The organism is Rhodococcus sp. KRD197, from assembly GCF_017168235.1.
In the GTDB taxonomy this organism is placed as follows: domain Bacteria; phylum Actinomycetota; class Actinomycetes; order Mycobacteriales; family Mycobacteriaceae; genus Rhodococcoides.
This window is the reverse complement of the sequence record NZ_JABFAO010000004.1, coordinates 1097985-1123329: the sequence shown is the minus strand read 5'-3', so window position 1 is coordinate 1123329 and position 25345 is coordinate 1097985. Positions and strand designations below refer to the sequence as shown.

27 protein-coding genes are annotated in these 25345 nt (G+C 65.4%); 18 read left to right on the top strand and 9 right to left on the bottom strand.

Annotated features, from left to right (window positions below):
- The first annotated feature begins 55 nt into the window (after window positions 1–55).
- Genes J1M86_RS11610 through J1M86_RS11570 form a run of 9 tightly spaced genes read left to right on the top strand, consistent with a single transcriptional unit; the run spans window position 56 to window position 8104 of the window.
- Window positions 56–889: a hypothetical protein gene (locus J1M86_RS11610; protein ID WP_206509920.1), complete on the top strand. Its 834-nt coding sequence runs from the start codon at window positions 56–58 to the stop codon at window positions 887–889.
- Complete coding sequence (locus tag J1M86_RS11605; RefSeq protein ID WP_206509919.1) at window positions 889–2625, top strand: cutinase family protein; 1737 nt, start codon at window positions 889–891, stop codon at window positions 2623–2625. The genes J1M86_RS11610 and J1M86_RS11605 overlap by 1 nt, the downstream gene beginning before the upstream one ends.
- Window positions 2626–2650: 25 nt before the next feature.
- On the top strand, window positions 2651–3790 hold the full coding sequence (locus tag J1M86_RS11600) for a MinD/ParA family protein (protein ID WP_206509918.1): 1140 nt from the start codon (window positions 2651–2653) through the stop codon (window positions 3788–3790).
- Window positions 3787–4428, top strand: a complete 642-nt coding sequence (locus J1M86_RS11595; RefSeq protein ID WP_206509917.1) for a hypothetical protein — start codon at window positions 3787–3789, stop codon at window positions 4426–4428. Before J1M86_RS11600 ends, J1M86_RS11595 begins: the two co-directional genes overlap by 4 nt.
- Before the next feature lie 14 nt (window positions 4429–4442).
- Window positions 4443–4736, top strand: coding sequence for a hypothetical protein (locus tag J1M86_RS11590; protein WP_241259766.1), 294 nt, complete (start codon window positions 4443–4445; stop codon window positions 4734–4736).
- Complete coding sequence (locus J1M86_RS11585) at window positions 4733–5002, top strand: hypothetical protein (RefSeq protein ID WP_206509916.1); 270 nt, start codon at window positions 4733–4735, stop codon at window positions 5000–5002. Before J1M86_RS11590 ends, J1M86_RS11585 begins: the two co-directional genes overlap by 4 nt.
- A 26-nt stretch (window positions 5003–5028) precedes the next feature.
- Window positions 5029–5661: a hypothetical protein gene (locus J1M86_RS11580; RefSeq protein WP_206509915.1), complete on the top strand. Its 633-nt coding sequence runs from the start codon at window positions 5029–5031 to the stop codon at window positions 5659–5661.
- Window positions 5658–6542 (top strand): hypothetical protein, encoded by an 885-nt coding sequence (locus J1M86_RS11575; protein ID WP_075839053.1) that lies wholly within the window; start codon window positions 5658–5660, stop codon window positions 6540–6542. Before J1M86_RS11580 ends, J1M86_RS11575 begins: the two co-directional genes overlap by 4 nt.
- Window positions 6536–8104: a hypothetical protein gene (locus tag J1M86_RS11570; protein ID WP_206509914.1), complete on the top strand. Its 1569-nt coding sequence runs from the start codon at window positions 6536–6538 to the stop codon at window positions 8102–8104. The genes J1M86_RS11575 and J1M86_RS11570 overlap by 7 nt, the downstream gene beginning before the upstream one ends.
- On the opposite strand, the gene J1M86_RS11565 is transcribed toward J1M86_RS11570, so the two are convergent.
- Window positions 8035–8694, bottom strand: a complete 660-nt coding sequence (locus J1M86_RS11565) for a DedA family protein (RefSeq protein ID WP_307786612.1) — start codon at window positions 8692–8694, stop codon at window positions 8035–8037. The two genes, J1M86_RS11570 and J1M86_RS11565, sit on opposite strands and share 70 nt — an antisense overlap.
- Entirely contained in the window at window positions 8691–9602 is a 912-nt protein-coding gene (locus J1M86_RS26845) for a phosphatase PAP2 family protein (protein ID WP_206509913.1), read from the bottom strand. The genes J1M86_RS11565 and J1M86_RS26845 overlap by 4 nt, the downstream gene beginning before the upstream one ends.
- A 14-nt stretch (window positions 9603–9616) precedes the next feature.
- On the opposite strand from J1M86_RS26845, the gene J1M86_RS11555 reads away from it, so the two are divergent.
- Window positions 9617–10297: a response regulator transcription factor gene (locus J1M86_RS11555; RefSeq protein WP_206509912.1), complete on the top strand. Its 681-nt coding sequence runs from the start codon at window positions 9617–9619 to the stop codon at window positions 10295–10297.
- Window positions 10298–10393: 96 nt separating this feature from the next.
- Here J1M86_RS11555 and J1M86_RS11550 read toward each other — a convergent pair whose 3' ends face one another.
- The 3 genes from J1M86_RS11550 to J1M86_RS11540 all read right to left on the bottom strand — a co-directional run bounded on the left by J1M86_RS11550 (window position 10394) and on the right by J1M86_RS11540 (window position 12405).
- On the bottom strand, window positions 10394–11578 hold the full coding sequence (locus J1M86_RS11550) for a phosphodiester glycosidase family protein (RefSeq protein WP_206509911.1): 1185 nt from the start codon (window positions 11576–11578) through the stop codon (window positions 10394–10396).
- Window positions 11579–11692: 114 nt separating this feature from the next.
- On the bottom strand, window positions 11693–12040 hold the full coding sequence (locus J1M86_RS11545; RefSeq protein ID WP_206509910.1) for a hypothetical protein: 348 nt from the start codon (window positions 12038–12040) through the stop codon (window positions 11693–11695).
- 128 nt (window positions 12041–12168) lie between these two features.
- Entirely contained in the window at window positions 12169–12405 is a 237-nt protein-coding gene (locus tag J1M86_RS11540) for a hypothetical protein (protein WP_032371172.1), read from the bottom strand.
- Between the two features lie 169 nt (window positions 12406–12574).
- Between J1M86_RS11540 and J1M86_RS11535 the strand changes: the two genes are divergently transcribed.
- The 4 genes from J1M86_RS11535 to J1M86_RS11520 all read left to right on the top strand — a co-directional run bounded on the left by J1M86_RS11535 (window position 12575) and on the right by J1M86_RS11520 (window position 18909).
- Window positions 12575–13978, top strand: a complete 1404-nt coding sequence (locus J1M86_RS11535; RefSeq protein WP_206509909.1) for a cell wall metabolism sensor histidine kinase WalK — start codon at window positions 12575–12577, stop codon at window positions 13976–13978.
- Between the two features lie 213 nt (window positions 13979–14191).
- Window positions 14192–14938 (top strand): ABC transporter permease, encoded by a 747-nt coding sequence (locus tag J1M86_RS11530; protein ID WP_206509908.1) that lies wholly within the window; start codon window positions 14192–14194, stop codon window positions 14936–14938.
- An 81-nt stretch (window positions 14939–15019) separates the two neighbouring features.
- Window positions 15020–16270, top strand: coding sequence for a hypothetical protein (locus J1M86_RS11525; RefSeq protein ID WP_206509907.1), 1251 nt, complete (start codon window positions 15020–15022; stop codon window positions 16268–16270).
- The gene (locus tag J1M86_RS11520) at window positions 16267–18909 is read left to right on the top strand and encodes a DUF2156 domain-containing protein (protein ID WP_307786609.1); all 2643 of its coding nucleotides are present in this window, start codon (window positions 16267–16269) and stop codon (window positions 18907–18909) included. Before J1M86_RS11525 ends, J1M86_RS11520 begins: the two co-directional genes overlap by 4 nt.
- A gap of 223 nt (window positions 18910–19132) precedes the next feature.
- On the opposite strand, the gene J1M86_RS11515 is transcribed toward J1M86_RS11520, so the two are convergent.
- Both J1M86_RS11515 and J1M86_RS11510 read right to left on the bottom strand, forming a co-directional pair.
- The gene (locus tag J1M86_RS11515) at window positions 19133–20305 is read right to left on the bottom strand and encodes an MFS transporter (RefSeq protein WP_241259765.1); all 1173 of its coding nucleotides are present in this window, start codon (window positions 20303–20305) and stop codon (window positions 19133–19135) included.
- Entirely contained in the window at window positions 20305–20880 is a 576-nt protein-coding gene (locus J1M86_RS11510; protein WP_307786608.1) for a Chromate resistance protein ChrB, read from the bottom strand. Before J1M86_RS11510 ends, J1M86_RS11515 begins: the two co-directional genes overlap by 1 nt.
- Before the next feature lie 350 nt (window positions 20881–21230).
- Between J1M86_RS11510 and J1M86_RS11505 the strand changes: the two genes are divergently transcribed.
- Window positions 21231–21815, top strand: coding sequence for a recombinase family protein (locus tag J1M86_RS11505; protein WP_206509906.1), 585 nt, complete (start codon window positions 21231–21233; stop codon window positions 21813–21815).
- Window positions 21816–21849: 34 nt separating this feature from the next.
- Here the strand turns inward: J1M86_RS11505 and J1M86_RS11500 are convergent, their stop codons facing one another.
- Together J1M86_RS11500 and J1M86_RS26340 are read right to left on the bottom strand one after the other, a co-directional pair.
- Window positions 21850–22575 carry a hypothetical protein gene (locus tag J1M86_RS11500; protein WP_206509905.1) on the bottom strand — a complete coding sequence of 242 codons (726 nt, stop codon included), beginning with the start codon at window positions 22573–22575 and terminating at the stop codon, window positions 21850–21852.
- A gap of 178 nt (window positions 22576–22753) precedes the next feature.
- Window positions 22754–23014: a hypothetical protein gene (locus J1M86_RS26340; RefSeq protein ID WP_241259764.1), complete on the bottom strand. Its 261-nt coding sequence runs from the start codon at window positions 23012–23014 to the stop codon at window positions 22754–22756.
- A gap of 843 nt (window positions 23015–23857) precedes the next feature.
- Here J1M86_RS26340 and J1M86_RS11490 point away from each other — a divergent pair.
- The 3 genes from J1M86_RS11490 (at window position 23858) to J1M86_RS11480 (ending at window position 25134) form a co-directional block, all read left to right on the top strand.
- Window positions 23858–24424 (top strand): hypothetical protein, encoded by a 567-nt coding sequence (locus J1M86_RS11490; protein WP_206509903.1) that lies wholly within the window; start codon window positions 23858–23860, stop codon window positions 24422–24424.
- Between the two features lie 179 nt (window positions 24425–24603).
- Window positions 24604–24906 carry a hypothetical protein gene (locus tag J1M86_RS11485; protein WP_206509902.1) on the top strand — a complete coding sequence of 101 codons (303 nt, stop codon included), beginning with the start codon at window positions 24604–24606 and terminating at the stop codon, window positions 24904–24906.
- 63 nt (window positions 24907–24969) lie between these two features.
- Window positions 24970–25134 (top strand): hypothetical protein, encoded by a 165-nt coding sequence (locus J1M86_RS11480; protein WP_206509901.1) that lies wholly within the window; start codon window positions 24970–24972, stop codon window positions 25132–25134.
- Window positions 25135–25345: the final 211 nt, after the last annotated feature.

Here is a 25345-nt window from a genome sequence, read left to right as displayed (position 1 = left end):
GCAGGCGTGCTCGGTGTACCAGCATTTCGTCGACCAGAAGGAGTGAGCAGCAGCCATGGCATCGCTGTCTGATCGCAGTCCCGGCACCTCCCGTCCAGGAAGCAAACCGTGGGAGCGAGCCACACTGACCGACACACCGAGCACGCCTCACCCGCGTACCCCTGCCGCCGCTGCTCGGCCGGCGACCGCGGCCCCACCGGCACACACCAGCCGAGAGGCTGCGGTCGCAGGTCTCTCACCGAAGCCGGTGCCGAAACCGGTACCGCGGCCGATCCCACAGAACAAGCGCGGACGGCGTTCTCGACTGGCGATCTGGGGCTCCCTCGCAGCGGCCAGCCTGGTGGCAGGGGCGGCCATCGGTGCCGTGACATTGGCTCTGTCCGATGACTCCGCGAACGATGCGTCGTTCGCGGCCGGGATGTCGTCGATGCTCACAACACCGGCAGCACCAGCGCCAACCACCGCAGCTCCCTCGTCCACCACCACCCCGGCACTGGCCTCGCCGCCACCCTGTGTCGAGTCCAGGACCGGTGGCGTCGTCACCGGTGCCGGACCGGGCGGATTCGGTTCGGGCCCGGACGCGATCCTCGGCTTCGACTACGCCTACTACGTCAAGCGCAGCGGAGCCGCAGCGCGTGCGTTCACCACCCCCGACGCCGCAGTCGGCAGCCCAGAACTGTTGCAGAGCGCCGGAATCGACACCTTCCCGTCCGAGACCACGCACTGCCTGCGCATCACCCCGAGAGGCCCCGACGAATACACCGTCTACCTCACCCATGCCGTCCCGGGCGCTGAACCGGTGACGTGGACCCAGATCGTACGAACACGAACCGACGGTGATCGGACCCTCATCACCTCGATCGTCGACATCACCGAAACGGAGAACTGATGAAGGCCAACCGATTCACCTACGCCGCCATGGCCGTACTGGGGTCCGCCGCGATCACGGTCAGCGCCGGCACCCAAGCTGCAGCGCAACCGACCACTACACCTCCCGACACCACCTCCGCCGCAGCTGATTCCAGCACTGCCCCGTGCGCGCTGCTGCACGTCGTCGTCTTTCAGGGCACCACCGAGTCCACCGAAGGGTCCATGCCGAAGCAGGACTCGGGCACGCTGTCGGCGGCGATCCTTCCGGTCCTGGCCGAGTTCGGGGGAACCACCTCGGACAAGTTCGACCGCACCTACGTGCCGTACCCGGCCGACTACGGCTTCACCGGAACCCCCTACAAGGACTCGGCCGCGCGAGGAGTCGAGAACGCCTCGAAGATCATCGCCGACGAAGCCGCCCGCTGCCCGAACACCAAATTCGGGCTGCTGGGGTACTCGCAGGGAGCGGGAGCTGCCTCGGAGGTACTGCGGCTGATCGGCGCAGGCCAAGGCCCGATCCCGCCCGCACGGGTCGCGATGGGAATGCTCTACTCCGATCCCACCCGCAAGCAGGGCGACGGCATCTTCCCCGGCGCGCCCTCCCAGGAACACCCCGCACCCGCTCCCGGCACTCGCGGCGCAGAAGTGATCAAGCTCGAAACGCTGCCCACACCGCCATCCGACGGCGGCGGAATCGCACCTCTCGCCGCACAGACCCCTGCCTCCTTCGGGTCCCTGACCGGCCGAGTCGCATCGGCATGCGCGAGCGGCGACATCGCCTGCGACACACCCGCCGACGCCCCGCTGGCCCGTCTGGTGACCAACGTCAGCGGCCAGATGAACCTCAACACCCAAGACCCCATCGGGGTCCTGTGGTCGGCCGCGCAGGTCATGGGCACCACCGCGCTCAAGATGGGCGTCGACGTCGTCAACAACGACATCACCAGCAGCGACGGCACCACCCGCGGCCTGGACTACCGGCCGGGAGATTCCCTGAGCAACCGCGCCGCCGATGCCTCCAACCCGACACACCAGGTCGATGCTTTCGCCGCGATCGACAAAGTCCTCGGAATCGGAATCAACACCGCGGTCACGTTCGCCAAGAAGGTCCTCACCATGGACAACATCGCGCAGCTGGCCACTGTCGGCCTGACCAATCCGCCGGCAGCACTGGCTCTGCTCGGGGCCAAGGCGACGGAGGCTGCCCTGCAGCTGGTTCCGGCGAACATCACCGACAAGACCACCACGGCCGTGTCGAAGATCGTGCAGAACGAACTGACCGACAACAAGGGCCTGATCAAGATGGCCACCGACGTCAAGTACTGGGCGGTGCGCGCCAATCACGAGTCCTACCAACGTGATGCGGTCACACCGTCGGGCGGAACCTGGCTGAGCTTCGCATCGGACTGGATCACCGCGCTGGTCAAGGACCTCGAGACCGGATCGACCGCCCCCGCAGCGGACACGGACGCCTTCGCCCGCACCGTTCCCGTCGACGGGCAGGGCTCCTACCAAGGCCTTCCCGGTCTGCAGTTCCAGGTCGGCGCACAGCCGTCGACGACCGCCACCGCCTTCGACCCCTGGGCCGAGTCCTCGTCGACGCTGGCGACTCCGACCTATACCCCGCAGCCGGCTACCGACGCCGGGGGCACGGGCACTGCGACCACCTCGGCGGCCCCGGCAGGCGATGCGTTCCCGATGCAGGCCCCCGCTGCCGCTCCCGACGACTCCTCGTGGCTGACCCCGTCCAACTGATGTCCAACCCGGTAAGGACCACCCGATGAGCACCGACTGGAAAGACGGCCTGATGGCCGATCGGACGAGTCCCGACATCGACGACGTCGACACGACGTCCACACCGGTCGGCCCACGACCGGCGTTCGGGCAAATCGATCTGGACCGCAACACCACCGCGGTGGTGATGTTGGGGCGCGGCGACAGAACGCAGCCGCCGCGCCCCCCGACGGCGTCCGCGTTGGAGATCGACGGTGTCCGAGCCGCTCCTGCATCGGGATGGCGACGCGCCCTCTACGCGTTGTCTCTGCGCACGATCAACGCCGGTGAATCACCCGCGGACAAGCGCGCACGCGCGCTCGACGCGCAGATCGCCGCCCCGGTACGCACCGACCACAAGATCACCGTGGCAGGACTCAAGGGCGGGGTCGGAAAGTCGACCGTCTCGGTCGTGCTCGGCCACGCCTTCGCGGACGTGCGCACCGATCGGGTGTTGGCCATAGACGCCAACCCCGATGCCGGTGTCCTCGCCGAACGCATCGCAGCGATCGCGCCCCGCACCGAGCATCCACCGACGATCTACGACCTGCTCGCCGCCCCACGTACCGATCGCTACGCGGACGTACGCGAACACACCCTCGAAGCCGAGACCGGTCTGCAAGTTCTCGCCTCACACGACGATCCGGAGCGTTCGGAAGCGCTGAGCGAGAACGACTACCGGCGCGTGATCGAGATCCTCCAGGACCACTTCCAGGTGCTGCTATCCGATTGCGGCACCGGCATCACCCACCCCGCGATGGCGGGAGTACTCGATCTGACCGACTCGCTGATCGCGCCCACCAAGCTCGACGTCTCGGCGGTCACCAGAACCAACGCGCTGCTCGATTGGTTGGACGCCCATCACTACTCGCACCTGGTGCAGCGGTGCGTGATCGTCGTCTCCCGGATGTCGAGCAGCTCGAAGACACCGTTGACCGACCACCAGCTACAGGAATACTTCGGCGACCGCGTCCGCGCAGTGGTGACCATCCCGTTCGATCCGCATCTGGACGAGGGCGCGGAAATTCACTGGGATCGACTGCTCCCGGCGACACGCTCGGCGTATCGCGATCTCGCGCAACTGGTGGCCACCGACTTCGCCGCCGGATGGCAGAACCGAAACCAAGCACAGGGGCCGACACTGTGAACGCCACAGCGTGGGCATCCGCAGACGACCCCCGCGAGCCGGGACGACCACACGGATTGATCACCCCGCCGCCGCCACACCGCCGCATCGACATCTGGCCCGAGCCGGTCTACGCACCCACCGACCGGGCTGTGCCCTCGTGGTGGCTCGTCGGCGGCCACGGAGGAGCCGGGGTCTCGATGCTGACCGCATCATGGTCGATCGCCGGCGACGCGATGGGCGCGTTCCCGGCCGGCTTCGAGCAGGAATCACCCTTCGTCGTGGTGGTCGCCCGTGAATCCGCATGGGGAATCACCCGAGCTCACGACCTGCTCACCCAACATCTGTCCGGTTACGGCGGCGCAACCACTCTGGTCGGGCTCGTCACCGTCGCAGCATCACCGAGCCGACTCAAAAGCGAGCTGCGCCAACGCCTCGAAGTGGTTGCCGGGCTCGTCGACGACCACCACTGGCGCATCCCCTGGATCGACACCTGGAACGAACTGACACCCGACGAGCTGCCGTTCTGGACACCCGGAGATCCCGTCGCCACCGGCCGCAGACGAGAACCGCCCGACCAAGCCGTACCGCGCGAGGTCGCCGATGTCGCCGACGCCATCCGCACCACCATCATCTCGATCCTCCACACCAACCCATAAGAGAGCGAAACACCATGCTGATCAACACAATCGACGCACTCCACACCACCATCCTCGCCGTCCCGCAACCGGATGCCGTCGTGCCACCGGGCGGGGACCGAATCTGGCGCATGGTCGGCGTCGTCCTCTGGATCCTCACCGGCGGCGCTGTCCTGGGAGTCATCGTCGGCGGCGGCGTGATGTGGTTCGACCACGCGGCCGGCAACGGGGCGATGGCCGGTAAAGGCATCAAAATCGTCATCGGCGCTCTGATCGGCGCGTTGATCATGTCGCTCGCAGCGTCGTGGATCACCTGGGTGATGACATGAGAGCAACGGTGCTCTCTCAACCGGCACCGCCCTCGCAACCACTACCACCCGAAGTCACCGAACCGCTCGACCAGCTCCTCGGCTACGGGATGTGGATCGTCGGAGCCGTGCTGGTGACATCACTGATCGTCGCGGGCGGCGTGTTGTGGTGGCACTTCGCCACCTCGACACCCCTCACCCGGACCGTGCGCAAAATCCTGTGGATCTGTGCCGCCGCGATCGCCGCCAGCTCGGCGGGCGCACTCGCGGGCTTCGCTCTCTCATAACGCAATCCGAATCGGAGACCCTTCATATGAAACGCCACCTCATCGCCGTCGCAACTGCATCCGTGGTCCTGGCCTTGTCCGGATGCGGATCCGCCGAACCCACATCCGACACCACGACAACCTCGACGAGCGCAGCCGCCGTCGATACCTCGGCCGCGCCTGCCGACGTGCAGTGGCAGAGCTGGCGGGGTGCCTCCCTGCCGACCTCGAGCACGGACGGTCCGCGTGAGGTGGCCGGCGACATCGCAACCGGCTACACCCCGACGCCTCAGGGCGCGGTATTGGCTGCAGCACAAGGAATCACCAGACTGCGACTGGCACCGGACAACTCCTGGCCCGACGTGGTCAATGCGGTCGCAGCACCCGGCGTCGGCCGCGACACCTACGCCGTCAACCGCGCACAGGTCTCCATCACCGATCCGGCACCGGAGGGAACCGAAGCACACCTCGAGGGCTTCGAGATCACCGACTTCACCGACACCCGGGCTGTGGTTCGACTGGCGGTCGAGCGCCCCGACGGTGCGCTCATGGCCACCACCCACACCCTGGTCTGGTCGGGAGAGGACTGGAAGCTATTGCTGCCTGCACCCGACGACATCCCCGAGCCCGAAACACTCACCGACACCGCCGGTTTCACCGAGCTCGCGGCGGCATCATGAGTACCGGAACCCCCGGAGCCGACAAGCCCACCAAAGAGCGCAACCCCGTACTGACCGGCGCAGCGATGCTCGTCGTGGCGATCATCGTGATCTGCGCCGTCGTCGCGGTCGTCCTTCGATTCAGCGGCGACTCCGACGACGAGTCGCCAGCTGCCCAGACGCCTCTACCGACGGTCACCGCGCCTCCCACCACCGGACCCACGGCCGTCCCGAACACCGACGGCGCGATGCAGGGGCTGGCAACCCCGACCGTCGACCGTCTCGGCCGCCGGGTCGACGTCCCGAAATGGCCCGGCGGGTGGGCACTGCCGCAGTCACCGGTCGACTACGGCCCCTACAACCCGGCCGTACCGGTGCCCGCTCCCGCGGGAGTGAGCTGGCAGAAGGTCAACGACGGAGCGATCGTCCCGTTCTCCACCTCGGACGGCCCGTCCACCGTGAAAGGCCTAACCGCCACCGGATTCGCCCACACTCCACAAGGGGCCGCCCTGGCGGCCGTGCAGATCGCACTGCGCCTGGGGTCGGCGAACAACGAGACCGCACGCGGGATCTACAACAACCAGACCATCATGACCGCGGCACAACGCAGCGAGCTGTACGCGCAGCTCGACGCCGAAGGCCCGTTCCATCGCGGTGCCACCGACGCTGCCCTGAGCTACCAGACCAAGTCCGACGCGTTCCGGATCCTCGACTACGCCCCCGATCTCGCCGTCATCGAAACCGCCAGTCCCGCACAGAAAGCGGACAACGGCACCGCCCAGTGGTTGACCACCAGATTGACGGCCACCTGGGTCGACGGCGACTGGAAGCTGACCTTCCCCGAGCAACTCGGTGACCTCTCCGGCACCGCGACCTCTCTGAGCGGGTGGACCCCATGGTGACGATGCGGCTACGCGCCGGACGAATCGTCCACGCTGTCCTCGCCGCGCTGGTCGTACTCATCGCCGCCGCGTCCCTGATAGGCGCGTTGGCTCAACCGGCATCCGCGCAGGAGACCACCAGCCCTGCGATTCCGGCCGCACCGCAGGGCTACGAACTCGTCGGCGCGGACGATCTGAAGGCGAACAACCTTCCCGCAGGATCGATCACCCTCGGCGGTCTCGGAGGTACGACACCCAAGCCGTTGCCCGCCGGGTACACGATGGTCCAACGCGAGCTGACCTGCATCACGGTTCCACTGGGCGGCGGACAATCGACGCAGACGTGCCCCACGGTGACCTACGCCGTCCCCGAAGGTGGCCCCACCGAAGCACCCCAGGCACCCGCATTGCCCGAAATCGGCAACGGCGCACCAGGAGAAGGAACGTTCGGGTTCGACCAACAATGCGAATCGATGACGCAGGACACCGGATCGTGGGCCAGCGTCTCGGGCGCACTGCGCAAGATCTTCGCCAACCCGTCGGAACAGGTCTGCAAGCTCGCCAACGTCGTCTCTCATCCCGGCGATGCGCTGCAGAAGATGTGGGACTCCGCGTTCGGTAAGAACGTCAAATCTCTCATCGCCGGCGTCGCCGACGGCTGGGGCACGATGATCAACTGGTGGTTCACCACACCCTCACCGGCATTGTCGGACGCGAACTACCTCACGGTCCTCCAGACGTACATGCTCCCCATTCAGGGTGCGGTACTGGTCATTTCGATCTTCGTCGCCTGCATCCGCGTCGCCCTGGCACAGTCCGGAAACGAGAACGCCGCGGCAATGGATCTCGTGCGTACCTTCGTCCGGACGATCACCTCGATGTCGCTGTTCGGTGTGGCCATCGGCCTGGCCATCCAGGTCTCGGACGGCATCAGCTTGTGGTTGCTCAGCGAATCGGGCGGCAACGACCTCGGCACCAAAGTCCAAGCGATGATGATCGACGACACCTCGACCTGGGGACCGGGCTGGGTTCTGCTGATCGCCCTGTTCGGAATGCTCGGCGCACTGGTCCAGGTCGTGCTGCTGGTGGTCCGCATGGCGTTCCTGATGGTCATCGTCGGTGTCCTGCCCGTCGCCGCCGCAGCATCGGGAACAGAGATGGGTTCGCAGTCCTACGAAAAGATGCGCAACTGGGCAATCGCGTTCATCCTCTTCAAGCCCGCGTCGGCCGCGATCATGGCCACCGCGTTCTGGGCCGCAGACCCCAGCTCCGACGTCACCAAGCTTCAAGGCCTGATTCTGCTCACCGTTGCGGCAGTGGCACTTCCGGCCCTGCTGCGGGTGCTGAACGTCTCGAGCGCCTCCTCCGGTAGCCCGATGGCATTGGCCGGCATGGCCGCAGGTGGAGCAGCCCTGGGCATGGCCGCCATGAGCGGCGGAACCAGCGCCGCCGTCATGGGCGCGGCCCGCGCAGCCAAATCGGCCGGGGGCGTGGTCACCCGCAGCCAGGGCGGCTACGGCGGCAAAGGGTCGGGGCGGTGCCCGGGTCGGGGTGTTGTTGCTTTGGAACGCGAGCGCAGGTAGTTGACGGCGATCGGGAGTATCGACAGGACGACGACCCCGATGAGAATGATCTCGATGTGGTTGCGCACGAACGGGATTCCGCCGAGTAGGTAGCCGAGCGTCGGTACGCCGGCACCCCAGACGATCCCTCCGATGATGTTGTAGACGAGGAACGTTCGGTATCTCATGCCCGACGCGCCGGCCATGACGGGTGCGAGTGTCCGGACGACGGGCACGAACCTTGCGAGTACGACAGTGCGGGCACCGTAGGTGTCGAAGAACGACTGCGCGCGGGCGAGCTGTGTGGGGCCGAGCCGTTTGGCACCGGGTCGATCGAAGACAGCAGGGCCGGCGGCGCGGCCGATCATGTAGCCACATTGATCGCCGAGTACGGCTGCAATCGGCGCGGACACCAGGATCACCCACAATGGAACGAACGGATCGACCTGCGCCACGAGCACTCCTGCGGTGAAGAGCAGAGAGTCGCCGGGGAGAAAGAACCCGATCAGCAGACCCGTCTCGACGAACAACGCGACGAGCAGCCCGATCAACCCGAATGTCGCGACGAGGGTGCTCGGGTCCAGGACGCCGCCGGTCAATCCCGACGTCACAGCGAGATCCTGTTCATCAGCAGGCGAGGTGGCGTCGCATCGGTGGCGCCGCCGCCGGTGTCGAGCCGGTGCAGTGCGTAGCCGCCGAGGGTGACTGCGCAGGCTGCGAGGAGCGCTCCGGCGAGAACGTCGGTGAGCCAGTGGACGCCGAGATACATCCGTGTGCACGCAACGGCAACGACGATCGCGACGGCGATTCCGAGGAACAGTGTCCGTACCGCCCTCGATCGCCGCGTGCCTGCGAGGAGGGCGAGCATCAGTGACAGGGCAGCGGTCCCGGTGACGTGACCCGACGGGAAGGAGAAATCGGTTTCGAGCATCAGCTGGATCGACTGCGGCGGCCGCTCGCGTCCGACGATCAGTTTCACGATGGTGCACAGCATCGATGCCGAGCCGACGGTCGCCAGCATCACCAGTGCCGGGCCGTAGCGTGTGGTTCTCCACACCAGAAGCACCGCGACCACGAGGCCCAACGCGGCGGTCTCGGCGGGGCCACCCGCTGTCGTGACGGCAAGGGCAAGATCATCGAGCGCGGGCGTTCGGTGATCGACGAACCAGGCCGCGACAGGCGCGTCGGCCTTGGTCAGCCATCCGTTGCTGTGCACTGCGACGGCGAGCACCACCACTGCGAACGCGAAACCGAGCGCGCCGAATATCGTCGCTCCGGCCCGGTCGGAGCGGATGCGGAGCATCGCCCCGGCAGCGAGGAGGCCAACTGCGATCACCAACCCGGCGATCTCGACGTCGGCGGTGGCGGCTTCGGTGAGCACTTCGGTGGCCGTTGCGTGAACGGCGGACATCGATGAGGAGAGGAGCACGAGCGTCAGTGTGCCGAGCAGCTCCTGAAGAACCGCTGAGAGCGGCTCGTCCGTGTCGGCGTGGGTCTGTTGTACTTGCCCGACATACACGGACGGAGCTGTCGATGCGGGTTCTGGTGGTCGAGGACGAAGTGCGCCTGGCGGAGATGGTCCGGCGTGGTCTGGTGGCCGACGGGTTCACCGTCGAGGTCGAGCACGACGGGGACAACGGGTTCCACAGTGCCGCGACGGGGGAGTTCGACGTTCTCGTTCTCGACATCATGCTGCCGGGCAGACATGGGTACGACATCGTGCGCGATCTCCGCGCGCAGGGTGTGTGGACGCCGATCCTGATGCTCTCGGCCAAGGACGGTGAATACGATCTGGCCGACGCGTTCGATCTCGGCGCGGACGACTATCTGGTCAAACCGTTTTCCTTCGTGGTCTTGGTTGCTCGCTTGCGCGCGCTGGTGAGACGGGGCGCTCCCGAACGCCCTTCCGTGCTCGCAGTCGACGATCTCGAGTTGGATCCCGCGCGTCACCGTGTCACCCGGGGCGGTACGGAACTGGCGCTGACCCCGCGTGAGTACAGCGTGCTCGAGTTCCTGATGCGGCGCAGCGGCGTCGTGGTCACCAAGTCCGAGATCGTCCGGTCGGTGTGGGACGTGAACTACGACGGGGACGAGAACATCGTCGAGGTCTACATCGGGTATCTCCGGAAGAAGGTCGATCAGCCCTTCGGGCGCAAGAGCATCGAGACGATCCGCGGGGTCGGGTATCGCCTGGCCGCCGGAGCGACCGACTGAGCACCTCGCCCTGCGGCACGTGAGTGGAACCTATCGTCACGTGCGACACCTACCGTCCCTCAACAGCTTTCGACGTAGGGCAGCCGATGGTGGGCGTCACTTCGCGTCCGAGATGCTCGCGGCGGTGAATGTGCTCGGCCCCGATGTCGTGGTGTCTGCTGCGGCCCACTGCTGAGTGGGCGTCGGTGTCGACAGCGTGAGATAGAAGAAATCGCGTTGATCCGGTGCCAGGTATCGGTCGGGACGGTTCTGGATGGTCGGCAAAATGGTTGTGGGCGTCAAGGTTCCAGTGCGGTCCGCTGCCCAGGAATTGAACTCGGTCAGGCCGCCGTGAATGTCGAGTTCCATCCCGGTCACCGCGCCGGCGGCCACGAGAGCCTGCGCCAGCGTAGCCAGATCGACCTTCGACGCAGCGACGTAGACGAGGTCGCCGTTCGCGGTGGTCCCCAGTGCGGAGCGTTCGGTGTACTGCAGCTGATTCTTCGCGCTACCCCACCTGCTGTCGTCGTTCGACTGCACCCCTGCCGCGATCGAACCGTGGTCGACGATCAACGGCAAATTCTGCCGCACGGACACGATGTGTGGGTCCACTACTGCGCCGCCCGTCCAGTCGAGGACGCTCAGATGGCCCGTATCGTCCACCACTGCCGAGGCTTCACCGTTCTTCAAGGCCTTGTCCGCCACGCCGTTCGAGAAATACCCGCCGGCAAGATCGTTCATCTTCCATCCGGAATTGAATGCAGCCACCAGATTCGGCACCTCGGCGGCGGGGACCGATGCGGCGGCGTTGTCGTCGCCGCGGGGTTGGCTCGTACCGTCGACGAGGTGCGCGATCGTGGCGGTACCGGAGACGATCGCCACCCCGGCCACGGCGCTGCGGTGGGCAGGGTCGGGCTGAAAGTGCGAAATGTAGGCAACAGGAGCTCCATCTGCTCCCACGCGCCCAGGTGTCCATGTCGGAGTCGGCGATCCGGCAACTGTCGGCAGGACGGGAAGGGCCGCCGAGGATGTCACTGTACCGCCGGGAATGGCTGTAGCCGAGGCGAATTGAGATGGATCGGGTGAGGTTTCCGGCGGCGGGCTCGCATAGCGCCAGTTCTCGTACGCGTTCAATGCAGGGCCGCCGCCGTGGTCGCGGATCCACGACGAGGTCTTGTCGTTCCAGCTCGCATATCCCGGGGTGAAATCAGTCGATCGGAGCTGTGCTCGGGCGGCGTCGGAAGGGTCGGTGCGAGCATGGGGTAGCTCCTGCCAGAAGTGATCCGAAGACCACTCGATCATGCGCGGACGACACTGAAGAAACGCTGAAACCTACTTGTGTGCAGCAGGGTTGAGATTCAGAGAGGGCAGCGCCCGTCGCTTGGAGCAGACGGGCGCTGCGGTGACGCGGCGGATCTACTGCCCCGGGGCGTCGGCGATATCACCGGGCTCGGGTAGGTCCACCGAACCGGGGGCATCGGGGGTATCTCCCGCTTCCGGCTTGTCGACGGAGCCCGGTGCGTCCGGGGTGTCTCCTGCTTCAGGAACGTCCACTGCGCCCGGTGCGTTTGGGGTGTCACCTGCCTCGGGTACATCGCCCGCACCGGGTGCATCCGGTGTGTCGCCCGCTTCGGGAGTGTCGACGACGCTGTCGTGCGAGGCCGCGGAGTGTCCGAGGGTGTGGGCTGCGGCGATGCCGCCGCCGATGGATGCTCCGGCCAGCACGACGGCGGAGACCGCAACGATCTTGTTCTTGACGTTCACGAGGTTCCTTCGGTTGTCGGATGCACGTGCCACTTGCGTGCGCTACAGCCCCGAATATGCTCGCCTGCTCCTGAAGAATCCCTGTGGAGAGCTGAGAGAGTTCGGCGCAGCGGCCCGAACGTCGGCTCCTACACCCCCGGGAATCGGTTCCGCAGGGAATCGAGCTGGCGATGGAGATCGTAGAGAATCCGGCGCTGTGTGCGCGCATCGTCGGCATACCAACGGCGCGACGAGGTTCGGCCGACCTCCCAAGCCGTCCGAGACATGTGCTCGGCGCGTTCGATCCGCGCCGAAATAAGATCGATCTCGGCCTGCAACATGGTGACGAACGCGCGCGCCTGCTCGTCGTCGGCGTTGCCGGTCACCGTCCACCGCAGCTGCGGTGGCCGCCAGGGTCAGGTTCGGTCATCTGCGGCGGCACACGTGGATCCTCGTCGCGGGTGTGGTCATGGTCGTGGATTCTGACAGAGCGTTCCTGAAGCGATGCTGAAGACGGCAACGACCTTCAGGCCGCCGGGTAGCAGACTCAGAGGCATGAGTGCCTTCGTCGATTTTCTGCGGCCACGATCGTGGACGGTGCGCGTGCGATCCGCCGTGGCCTCCACACTGGTGCTGGCCGTGTGCCTGATCGCGGCCGGTGGTGCATTGTTGGGTGTCCTGTACAGCTCCCTCGAGTCCTCTGCTCGCACCGCCGCCACCGCTCGAGCGGTGCAGGTCAGCGAACAACTGGAAACCGATCTACCGGGACAGATCGACGAGTCGCTGCTGGCCACGGACGGACAGATCGGAATCCTCCAGGTCATCGACGCGGCCGGGGCGGTGCAGGCATCCTCGATTGCAGACGGCGGCCCGCCGTTGTCCACTGTCGCGGTTGCGCCCACGGCCACACAGGACCTCGGGCGCATCGAACGGGACGAGACCGGCGACTTCTGGGTCACGGGTGTCGGTGCTGCGACGGCCGACGGGCCGGTGACAGTGCTGGTCGGTGCCGACCGCGAGCCGGTGGAAAAGGTGGTCACCACCGTCGCGGTCCTGCTCGCGATCGTCGGGCCGGTGGTGGTCGCGCTGGTCGCCTTGGCAACCTATCGACTCGTGGGGGCAGCGCTGAGCCCCGTCGAGCGGATCCGCACCCGCGTGGCCTCGATCTCGAACAGTGATCTGGGAGAACGCATCCCGGTCCCGGAGACCCGGGACGAGATCGCCCGCTTGGCGGTGACCATGAACGCGATGTTGGCTCGATTGAACGCCGGGCAACGAGCGCAGCAACGATTCGTCAGCGACGCCTCACACGAACTTCGAAGTCCGCTGTCGACGATCACTGCCGCTCTCGAACTCGCAGCGGCCAGGCCCGAGCTCATTGATGCGTCCCTGATCGATGAGTCGTTGCTGCCCGAAGCGCGTCGAATGCGACGGCTGATCGAAGATCTTCTCCTGCTCGCACGCTCGGACGAGATGCAGAGTCCGCACGGCGCGGTCGATGTCGATCTCGACGACGTGTTGTACGAGGAAGGAAAACGGATCGAAGCCGTGACAGACCTCGATGTCGGGACGTCGATCGTCCCCGTTCGAGTGACCGGTGACCAACCGGCGTTGGCGCGAATGGTGCGCAATGTCGTCGACAACGCCACTCGGCACGCACGAACCCGGGTGGAACTGTCCTGCAGCGAGTCGGCAGGGTCTGCGGTGATCGTCATCGACGACGACGGGCCGGGGATTTCCGAGGCCGAACGTGAGCGGGTGTTCGACCGGTTCGTCCGACTCGACGCCTCCCGCACCCGCGACGAGGGCGGTGCCGGATTGGGATTGGCGATCGTTGCCGGTACCGTCGCCGCACACGGTGGTTCGGTGACCGTCGATCGGTCCCCGCTCGGGGGAGCGCGCTTCCAGATCACCATCCCGATGACCTCACTCGACGCTTCCGACGATCTACATCCCTGATCGAGAACATAGGCCGCGTGCGGTCTCGAACCACGTGACGGCGCACACGGACACTGCCGACGACCGTGTTCTCGGTATGAACTGGGCGGGGCCAGATCACGCCCTGTGGTTGACGGTCACGTGAACGCCGCCATGACCGCCCTCCGCTGAGACACGATCGACGAGACACGATCGCCGCGACATACGTGCTGGGTCACGCCACATACTTGACCGGTGAGTTCTTCCTTGGCCGAGCCTGGTCTGCCGCTCGTGGTTCTCTGCTGCGTGATGGTGGCGCTCGCTGCGATCGTCTATCGGGTCTCGTCGATCGGGCGAATGATCACCGCTCCCGCTGCTGCTCTGCGCGGGTTCGTTCAATTGGCGGCGATTTCACTGATTCTCGCTGCGGCGCTGGCGCATCTGTGGTCGTCACTGCTGGTACTGGTGGTGATGTTCGGGGCTGCGGCGTTCACGTCGATTCGGCGGTCGGAGTCCGGTAGGTCCGGTATCTGGCTCGTGGTTCCCCTGGCGGCGGGCATCGGGATCGTGGTGCCGTTGTGCTTGCTCACCGGTGTCGTTCCAGCGCAGGGCATCTCGATTGTGCCGGTCGGCGGAATCATCCTGGGCGGGACGATGACCGCAACATCGCTGTCCGCGCGGCGTGCACTGGCGGCGTTGACCGACAGGCACGGCGAAGTGGAGGCGGCACTGAGTCTGGGAATGACCGAACGGGACGCGCGCGTGGAGGTGGTGCGGCCCACCGCGAACGACGCGCTGCTGCCGGGCCTGGATCAGACACGGACGGTGGGGCTGGTGACACTGCCGGGTGCGTTCGTGGGCGTCCTGTTGGCCAGTGGTTCGGCCCTGCAGGCGGGGGCCGTACAGATTCTGGTGCTCGCCGGGCTGCTGCTCGCGCAGACCGTCGCCGTCGCGCTGACCGTGGAACTCGTCGCGCGGGGATCGGTTCACCGGAGGCCGTGAACGGGTGGTTCGGCGAGGTCGGCGTACGCGGTGGGTGATCCTCAGCGGACCTTCAGCATCACGTGGGTACGGTCCCGGTTCATGAGCGATGTCACCGATTCCGAGCACCTGACGGTCCACCGCCGGGCGCTGAGCAAGGTCCCCGAAATCACGGTCTGGTTCTGGGTCGTGAAGATCCTGTGCACCACAGTGGGGGAGAGTGTCGCGGACTGGGTGAACATGACCCTCGGTGTCGGATTGACCGCGACGGCGGGATTGTTCACCGCGATTCTCGTTGTGGTGCTTGCGGTTCAGATCTGGCTGTCGAGGTACATACCGGCCGTGTACTGGCTGACGGTGGTGGTGCTCAGTGTCACGGGAACGCTGTACACCGACATCCTCACCGACAGTCGTGGTGTTCCGTTGGCGGTGAGTATGTCGGTGTTCGCCGCGTTGTTGGCGGTGGTGTTCGGGGTGTGGTTCGTACGGGAGCGGACTCTGTCGATCCACAGCATCGTCACCGTGCCCCGAGAGCTGTTCTACTGGCTGGCGATTCTCGTGACGTTCGCACTCGGTACCGCGGCGGGTGACTGGACGCTGAGCATCACCGGGTGGGGCCCGGGCACGTCGGTACTTCTGCCCGCCGGTCTGATCGTGGCGGTCGTCGCCGGTTGGCGGCTCGGCGCGAACGCGGTGTTGGCGTTCTGGTTGGCCTACATCCTCACCCGTCCGTTGGGCGCGAACTTAGGAGACTGGTTCGCCCAACCGAGAACCGAACACGGCCTCGGTCTCGGCACATTCGTCACCAGCGTCGTGTTCCTGGTCGCGATCCTGGCCACGGTGCTGTACCTGACGAAAACGAAACGAGACGTGATCGGGAATCACCGTGTCGAGCCCGAACCGGTCGCCACAGACTCACGCCGTGAGCGCACGATGCTGGTCTACTTCGCGGCAGTCGCGGTAGCGACTGCGGGACTCCTGTCGTGGGCGGCCGCGCAGCCACACACAGCGCCGGCCAGCGAGGCGGAGGGTTCCGGGGCTGCAATCGCCGATCTCGCACCTGGAGAGGCGATCGCACAGTTCCCGCCGCAGCAGGTCACCGAGCTCCGCTCGATCGTCGACGACACTGCCGGGGCCGTTCGGTCCGGTCATCAGGACGAGGCGAACACTGCTGCGAAGAATCTCGAAACCACCTGGGACGACGATCAACCCGTGTTGCAGCCGCTCGACGCTGCGGGGTGGACCGCTCTCGACTCGCGTATCGACATCGTGCTCACCGCGATCCGCTCCAACACCCCCGACTCCGCCGCGGAGACCGCTGCGCTGACGGACCTCGCAGCCGCCCTGCAGTGACGCAGCCACGCGTTGCGGTGCACCCGAGTGCTGTGCCGGCCGGCGATCGTGAGCTGGACCGACCACAGCGCTGGGCAGCCGCGGCCAGCTCAGCCGTACGGGCCACGCCGCGGCGCATGAACGAGGCGGTGGCGTTCGTACGTGAGACCGTGCTGTGTGCGCCGGCGACTGCAGTGTTCGTGGCCGGGATGTGGGTGGCAGGGGTTTCCACCGGGAGTGTGGGGCACGGTCCTGGGCGGTCGGTGCTGACTCAGGTCGGTGTCGGGAGCGAGTCCTTGCAGCAGGGCCGGGTGTGGACCCTGCTCTCGGCTGGTCTCTGGGCACCGAGCCTGACCGGGTATCTACTCGCGACGGTCTTGGCGCTGTGTGTGGCTGTGCCCCTCGAGAGACGGCTGGGCACACGCAGCTGGGTCGCGGCCGCAGTGCTGACACAGCTGGGCGGCACCGCATCTGGAGTGCTGTTCACCTCGGTGACCGAACATATCGGTCTGCGGTGGGCATCTGCTCTGCACAGCGGTGCCGCGGTGGGCCCGACCACCTGGATCGTGGGGGTCGTCATGGCGTCCACGGTCTCGATGAGCACCTTGTGGCGATGGCGGGTGCGGGTGGTGATGGTGACCTTGTTGATCACCCTGGTTCTGTTCGGTGGACACCTGCAGGACGTCATCCGGCTCATGGCCGCGTCGACCGGGTTGCTTCTGGGACCTCTTCTGCTCGGCCGGGCTCCGCGGCGGCAACCGGTGGCAGGTACCCAACGCGAGGGCCGGTTGCTGGTTGCACTCGTGGTGGCGGCCAGTGCGATCGGTCCCATCCTCGCGGCACTGTCTCCCAATGCAATCGGCCCGTTCGCCGGCTTGAAAGATGTGTTCGGTGGATCCGAGGCCACGGTCGGTGACGTCCGGGCACTGTGCTCGGCGGGAGGGGATCCGCGGGAATGCCGGGAAGGTCTCGCTGCGATCCGGCTTTCCGGGTTCGGTCCCACAATGCTGGCGATCATGCCGACCGTATTCGTGTTGGCGGTGGCGGACGGTCTGCGGCGTGGTCGGCGCGGAGCCTGGTGGACGGCAGTGACCGCCCAAGGCATCCTGATCGGTTTCGCCGTTCTGAACATGGTGTTGCGCTACATCGACAGTGTCACACCGGGTTCGGTGTTCTACGGCCTGGACGAGACTTCGCAGATCGCTAGGTCTGCCATACCGGTAGCGACCCCGATCCTGATCTTGGCACTGCTGCTGTGGTCTCGAGAGTTGTTCGACGCGGCGGCGCCGCCTGGAACGTATCGGCGGTTCGGCTACGCGGCCGCGACAACTGTGGGGACACTGTTCGCGGTCTTCGTCGTCGGTGGTCTGCTCGCAGGAGCGGGGTTCGATCCGGTGGCTACACCGACCGCGCTCATCGCCGAATTTCCCAACCGGCTGATCCCGCCGGTGGACCTGACCTGGCTCGACCCGCGTCTGCTGCCCACGAACGCGTCGGCAACGCTGCTGTTCGAGTGGACAGGTGTGGTGTTCTGGACGGTTCTGACCGTGGCCATGTTCAGAACGTTCCTCAAACCTGCCTCCACGGTCGGAACCGGTGATGTCGTGCGCGCCCGCGACGTTCTGCGGTCCTGCGGCGGCGAATCGTTGTCGTGGATGACCACATGGCAGGGAAATCAGTACTGGTTCGACGAGGCAGGAACAGCCTTCATCGCCTACCGAGTGATCGGCCGCGTCGCGATCACCACCGGAAGCCCGGTGTGCCCGCCCGGCACCGTGCACGAGACGGTCGTGCGATTCGCAGATTTCTGTGTCGACAACGGATGGACACCCTGCCTGTATTCGGTCTCGGCCGAGGTTCGGTCGGTCACCGACTCGCTGGGGTGGTCGAGTGTGCAGGTCGCCCAGGAAGCGGTGCTGACCCTGTCGAACCTGGCGTTCACCGGGAAGAAGTTCCAGGATGTGCGTACTGCGATCAATCGGGCGGGCAAGGCCGGTGTGCACGCAGAATGGCTCTCTTACCCTGACGCGCCCTTCGTGATCACCGATCAGATCGCTGCCATCTCCGAAGAATGGGTATCCGACAAGGGCATGCCCGAGATGGGGTTCACCCTCGGTGGACTCGACGAGCTCGACGACCGAGACGTTCGATGCCTCATCGCTGTGGACGAGCACCGGACCGTGCACGCGATCACCTCGTGGATGCCTGTGTACCGGGACGGATCGGTGGTGGGGTGGACGATGGACTTCATGCGCCGACGACCAGACGGGTTTCGGCCGGCCATCGAATTCTTGATCGCCTCCGCAGCGGTGATGGCCAAAGAGGAGGGTGCGCAGTTCCTCAGCCTGTCCGGTGCCCCGTTGGCCAAAGCTTCGACGCCCACTGCAGTTTCAACACCGACTGCGGCCGAACGATCGACCGATGGAGTCATGGACCGAGGGCTCGACCTGCTCGGTCGAACTCTCGAACCGGTGTACGGATTTCGATCGCTGCTCGCGTTCAAATCGAAGTTCCAACCCGAATACAGGCCCATGTACATGGCGTACCCCGATCCCGCGGCCTTGCCCAGCATCGGCACCGCGATCACCAAAGCGTATCTACCGGACCTGTCCCCAAGGCAAAGCCTGCGACTGATCACCACGTTGGTACAACGCTCCTGAACCGAATCGGCAAACGCACCTGCACGACTCGGACTGCGCAAACGGGGGCGCGCCTGTTCTGCCGGCCCAGAGTGGTGCGCCCAGAAGGTCACACACCCAATCGCGCCCACAGGCTGCGGGATACCCATTTTGGCTGAACAGCGAAACCGCTTCGTGATCGCACAGCGTCCGGAGACAACGGTCGTCGACACGCCGAACTTGCAACGATGCTGCAGCGGTTCGTTCACGACCGAGGTCGCTCACGTTGTGCCACAGCGAGGGGAGCCGCCGCGATCAGCACGGCCAGAACCGCATAGCCCACGGTGAGAGTGGCCACGGCGGCTGCACCGGCCACCAGCAGTGGTCCGCCGGCGTCGCCGAGTTCACGGCCCAGTTCGGCCGCGCCCATCGTCTGCCCCAGCCGCTCCTCGGGCGTCGAGGCCGCCAACGCAGCGAACGCCAGCGGGGTGATCAGTCCCGTGCCGATTCCGACCGCAACGGCAGCAAGCAACACTCCCACCAGTCCCGGCAACATCGCACATCCAAGTCCCGCCGCAGTGATCAGCAGCCCAGCGCGGATCCCCGTACGAGTGTGCAGCCGCCCCGCATCCAACGCCCGACCTGCACGCGGTTGAGTCAGCGCCGCGCAGGCGGCGAGCAGTGACACCGCAGCACCGGTGACGACCGGTCCGAGACCGGCAGCAGCCCCGGACACAGGTAGAAATCCCACACCCACCGACAAGGCGGCGGTAGCGGCGGCTAGCGCAGCGGTCGGACGAAGAAACGCACCGTCCGAGAGACGACGCGCCAGGTCGACCACGGTCTGCCTTGCACGCGGAAGCGGCGGAATCGATGGGACCGCCAATGCTCCCCACACCGCCACCGAGACCGCGAGGACCGCCATGACCGCGAACAGCAGCGACAGTCCTCCGAACCATACGATGGCCCCTCCCAGTAGCGGACCCAGGGTGTAGCCGATGCTTTTGTAGAACCCGTACGTGCCGAATGCTCTGCCCTGCTTGCTCTTCGGATTCATCCGGGCGACCAGGGAGCTCGCGGCCGGTGAGAACGCCGACGCACCTGCACCTTGGCCCAGGCGTGCGAGCCACAGCCAGCTCGGGTCGTCGACAACCACGAACACTGCGGACGCTGCCGCGAAAGCGATCAGTCCGCCGATCAAAACCGGACGGGCCCCAATCCGGTCCGCAAGAGAACCGAACACGGGCTTCAACACCACCTCGGCACCGTCGTACAGTGCCAACAGAAGACCGAGATACAGCAGCGAAGCAGGCAGATTCCCAGTCTCCGAGAACAGGTTTGCGGCGATACCGTGGGCACCGAACGCAGTTGTGAAGCCTGCCGCGTAGAGCGGCCACATCTGTGCCCGAGGCGGTACTCCCGTAGCCGGCGTGGTCATCACAGGACGTCCCCGACTGATCCGTCAGGGACGTGCAGCGCAGAGAAAACCCGTTCGGTGTAGTCAGCGAACCGCGCGGTGCAGCGCTGTAGCCGCCGCTCGGCCTCGGGGGCGCTCGGTGACCCGAACACATCCCGGGCCGTGATGTCTCGGTGCCAACGCCTGAGTCGGTCGAGGCTTTGTTCTTCCTCCTCAAGCTCGGCCAAGGTGAACTTGGCGTTGCTGATTTCCTTGTCCAGCTCGAGCTCGTACTTGCCACTGTCGGCGACGAATTCCGTCCACTCGTCCTCCCGTGCGGAAGTGAACATTGCCTGGAACCGATACGAATCAGCGGCGGTGACACCAGAGGCATGGAGTGAAACCACCTCGCCGCCAGCCCGGTCTGACAGTTCCAACGCCCGTGCGATTCCAGCAGCGAACACCGGTACGTCCGGTGCAGCCCACACACCCTGGCCTACCGACAACGCGCCCGCCTTGCTCAACTCCCGCCAGACAGCCACTCGATGCCGTGACGGATCCGACGGCAGTTTTATCAACAACACGACCCACCGTGTCGGTGGTGCTTCATCAGTCACAGTGAAGAATGTAACAGGCGTTACATCGCATACCTGTCGCTCGGATATAGTGACGATCAGCTCGGAAGTTGGCCCATCCAGTCGATTTCTGGTGCTAAGTGTTGACGACCGCGCGAGCTACCTCTTGCGCGTCAGGGTTGGAACCACACGCTCAACAGAAGCACCTCCATCTCGGAACGTCCGAAAAGGCGATGTGCAGTCCACTTCTGAACAAGTGCAGTCGTCTTCTGAAACTGACAGAATGACGTCGCGCTTCGACCGGCTGAGAAGTCCATTAGAAGGTCCATTGGATTATTCCGGCTTAACGTAGTCTCTACTGGACAGATCGAGTCCAGCAGGGCAGGAGGGGCATGAAAATCGGATACGCGCGGTGCAGTACCGCCCGGCAGGACACCGCGGTCCAGATCGGGTTGCTCGGCAAGATCGGCGTCGACCGCGATCATGTCTACGTCGACAACGGAGTCAGCGGCCGACAAAGCAAACGACCCGGGCTCGAGAATGCCATCAACGCCAGCCGCGAGGGAGACGAATTCTGTGTCACCAAACTCGATCGGCTCTCCCGATCGGCTGGCGACCTGCACGAAACTGTCGGTCGGCTGGCTGCACGCGGGGTGGCACTGTCGATCGACGGGAAGATCTACGACCCGGCAGACCCGATGGGCAAGATGTTCATCGGAATGCTCGGTCTCATGGCCGAATTCGAATCCGATCTCATCCGAGCACGCACCCGCGACGCCATCGCAGCGGCTGCAGCCGCCGGCAAGATGAAAGGCCGCCCGCACACCCTCACACCAGAGGAACGAGCCTACCTACTTCAGGTCTACGAAACGCGGCAGTTCAAACTCGAAACGCTGTGCAAGAACACAGGTTTGAAACGGTCCGCACTGTATAGCAACCTCGCTCTAGCCCGTGCCGAACGTGAGGCAACCGCCTAGGCGTATCGTCCGAGAAATCGCTGCTGGCCGGCCTCTAGCCCCGATTGTCGAGCGATGGGTAATCGACGTGCCACGTCTGATCTCGTAGACGCAGCGGCAACAGCCACCGGTGCTTGTGGTCTCGGACGACGATCTCACCGAGTTCCCCGAGAATGTATTCAGCCGAGAACAGCGCACCGAACGGAACGAGCTCGACAAGCAATATTCCGTGTCCGTCACGCGCCCAACCCATTCCGTCCACGACGGACGTTGTGTACGAAGACAGCGGCGGTGCGCTGTAGTCGTGAGGACGGCGGCGCGCAGCGTCGGCGAAGAAGGTATCATGACTACCCGCGTCATTGCCGAGCCCCCGCCAGAGCAGGATATGACTGCCACGCAGCGGAAGTTGCGCAAGTTCGTGGTGCATGTACGCCGGTAGTGCGCAGGCGAGCGCATGTGCGACGCGCCGGTCGAGAAGGCCGCCTTCGATCGTGTGCTGGTTGTAGGCACTGCTCGGGTCGACCGCGCGGTGCAGTAGCCGAGGCCAGGTGTTTTTCGTATTGCCGTCCCATTCGAGGGACAAGCGACAGATGCGTGGTCCGACAACATCTCCGAAGATGTTCCGGCACAATGATGCGTTGGGCCAGCGATCGGTTCGTGAGATTACGGCCGAGTCGGACGAGGTGAGGCTGAACAACTCCGGATCGACGATGTCGAGCTGGTAGCGGAGACCGATCAGCCGTGCCTCGAAGCTCGTATGGTCAAGATATTTCCGGAACACCGATGCGTTGCGGGAAGCGTGAGGGGCAATCCTGAGCCAAGCGGAAAGGTAGCGGAGCTTCTGTCGCGCGGTCAGGTACGGCGTCGAGATAATCGCCGCGCGAACATCTTTGAACTCCGGTGCTGCTGGTCGGACGAAACTCCGATTCGATCGCCTCGAATATGAGGGCGGCAACGGATCAGCTCACCAGGGCATCGGCAGCGCCGTGAACGATCCCCACGTACGCCTCCACCTGCGCGATTGCTTCGTCAAGCTGCTCAACCCACCCCGCATTGTCACCGGCCACAATGCGGGGGCCGCGAACAGCACTCCTCGTGATCTCGTACGGAAGCGTCCCGCCGCCCCGCGAGTACCACACATGAAACTCGCCACCAGCTTCCCAGCCGCCATCGGCATCCAAGATCACCGCGCGGTCGTTCAGTGCATTGACCCACTCCACAGGCCCAATACCCCGAGAGTCATACCCCCGAATCGGGCTAACCCGACGGTCGCCGCCGAGCCCAAAGTGATACCGCTCCTCCTCTGTCACCCCAGAGGGAAACGGGTCCAACCAGTAATCATCGCGCGTCGGAAGCTGATAGTGGCGAACCCAACCATCGGACAAAGGTATCGATGTCAACTCGCAAACTCCTGCTGATCGATTTCACGCACGGGGCACTTTTGTGATCACCGTAGTCCACCTACACGCACCGCGCAATATCAAAGGAGCTCCAAATCGGTTGCGCCAGAATGATAATAGAGCAGAGAATGCAATAGACGCTCACGCTTCACAGCCTCCGCGACGGCCGGGCAGCGGACAGTGCCGATTGGTCTCAAGGACTAACCGTCGTGCTACCGCGACACCGAGCGCGGCCGATCTCCGTCGCTCCCGCACAATCACCTCACGAGCTCCACGAGCGGGAGGTGGCCCCTTCACCGGCGTCGACCAGCGGTCTAGCATTCCCGCCTGCCGGCGGGGCCGGCCACCCTGCGGGCGTCCACCGAATCGAACTCCGCTGCGCTCCGCACCGTGAAAAGACATCGAATTTCTTTCTCGTACATCTGGCTCCCGGCGATACTGCATCACCCGTGCCCGCCGCCTCAACCCCTCGCTCCGCTGCGCTACGGCCGAAGGCTCCGAACACTTTTCGTCCCGCACTCGCTGCGCTCCCACGAAAACTGCCCGGCCGCGGCGTTGCCCCGTCGTGCCCGTGCGCTGCTGTCTCTCCTCACGCCAGATGACGGCGAAAAGAAATTGGCAGAGCAAGGCCGGGGGACCGGTCGAGACGTCGAGGAGCCGGACATGCACCAACCCACGATCACCGCCGCAGACAAAACTGCCGCCGAGCACACAGCCCGTACACCTGGGATCGTCACCCATACAACGGCATTCATCTCAGGTCCACAGACCGCGAAAATCAGCGTTCACGCCGCAGGCACCGACGAAGCGCAGATGGTCGTCGCCTTCGGCCACGTCATGATGACCTTCCGCACCGCAGCCGCCGTATCCGGAGTCATCACCGCCTTTGCCCACGTCCGCGCCGTCCTCACCGGCGTCGACGCCCGCACCGCACTACCGACACAATCCGGCGACGACTTCGCCCTACCCGCTCTGTCGATCGTCTGGCTCGCCAAGCCCGAAGCAACCACCATCGCCCGAAACGCCTACTCGGCCGAACAGCGCCGCACCCTGCACTGGGTCGACCTCCGTATGGGCCCGATCACCTGGCGCATCACCGACCGCATCGGCTACGACACCCTCATGAGCGAACTGCGCACCGTCCACCGCGCCGCCGTCGGCGTTTTCCGTGACGGAGGAAAGTTCCGCCGTGACCCCACCGTCGTCCCCGATGCCTTCGAGCAGACCTGACCCGCAGCACCAGCAGATCCCCGACCCCGCCCGGGGCCGGGGATCTTGTTCGTCCACAGGCCTTCGGTGATCCACAGGCAGCGACGAAACGGCGACGTCGCGCCCCTCGCCAGGGCTCGGTGCGCGACGCTGTCAGCCAGCAGCCACTCACCTTCACGCCGACACAAGGACGACCGCACATGATCACCTGGACCGTCACCACCCGACCCGACAACCACCCCGAGATCATCACCGCATCCGGAGCCGAACCGAGCCGAGATGCCGCCAAACGCGCCGCAGCCGACGCCATCCGCACTGCCCTGCTCGACGCCGCCACCCTCGTCTCCGACAACGGAACCCCACCGTCCTACCTCGCCACCATCGACGGCGACAACGTTCTCATCGCCACACTCGGAGACTGCCGCCCCGCCAACTACGAAGGCATCCTCGACGCACTCGAACAGTTCGACGGAACAGCACCACCGAACCTGCTCCACCTCTGATACGAGCGTGGTTGTGTTGCGCCGCAACTGAATCTGTCGGTACCCGGTGGCACGATCATCCGTATGCGAATCCGAACCATCGACGGCCCACCACTGGATGCCGAAATCGCCGAGATGACCGCCCGCGCACTCGCTCTGACACAGGTACACCACCGCACCGGACGATCCACCAGCGGAAACAACGCCGCAACAGACCGTCCGGATGCACTCACCAGCGCAGCCGAGTAAGACGGGACGCCTCCCCGATCCGCATTTCGGGACGCCAGGCTGATGGCCGACAGATGATGAGAGCACGAGCAGCCAGCTCACATATTGGCTGGTCAGACGGCTCGATCCTTGAGTCACGTAGAGCAGCGCAATCCGCTACGGTCACATCGTGAGCAGCTCCGAGTCGGTCCCCGCCCCAAGCGACGACTTCGACCCAGCCGTCGCCGCCGCC